1 protein-coding gene is annotated in these 744 nt (G+C 51.7%); it reads left to right on the forward strand.

Annotation, left to right across the window (positions count from 1 at the left end):
- Positions 1-744 (forward strand): methyl-accepting chemotaxis protein (locus tag R7093_RS25280; protein ID WP_318147028.1); only part of this gene is annotated, 744 nt, incomplete at both ends.

Raw genomic sequence — 744 nt, forward strand, 5'->3', positions numbered from 1 at the left:
TGTCGGTTCCCAGTAGCTTCCTTAAAAAGAACGTGGATGACTACGAGCGATGGAGTGAAGAACAAAGTGCAGAAGCTCTTGAAAAGGGAGTGTGGGCAGGGATTATTGCGGCTCTGATTGGTATTGTTGCGATGACGATGATCGCGACCTCGTTGGGCAAAGTGTTAACTAACTTAGTGGAGCGTTTTAAAGACGCAGCGCAAGGCGAGGGCGACCTAACTTACCGCATTGAGGTGAAAGGTAAGGACGAAACCGCCCAACTGGCGCACTGGTTTAATACCTTCCTCGCTCGCATTCAGGAAATGCTTTTAACCGTAATGGCGACGGCAGACCAAGTTGATAAAAACGCAAGTGAAGGCCAAGCTCGCGCGGCGGCTTCGAGAGATCAACTGAACGTTCAAGTGAACGAAGTCAACTCGCTAGCAACGGCGATTAATGAGATGAGCGCAACCGCACAAGAAGTGGCAAATTCTGCGGTACAAGCAGCAGCGGCGGCAAGCCAAGTTCAAAGCAATAGTGCGAATGGCATGTCGCGTATGGACAATGCTGCAAGCGCGGTGGATAACCTCGCTTCGCAAGTGAATGATGCACAGCACCAGACGCAGAATTTGGTGGCTTCAAGCACGGCGATTCAGGGGATTCTGAGTGAGATTGGTGGCATTGCCGATCAAACCAACTTGTTGGCGCTGAACGCTGCGATTGAAGCTGCGCGTGCTGGTGAAGCGGGTCGTGGTTTAGATCGGA

It is taken from the genome of Vibrio sp. 1580 (assembly GCF_033340055.1).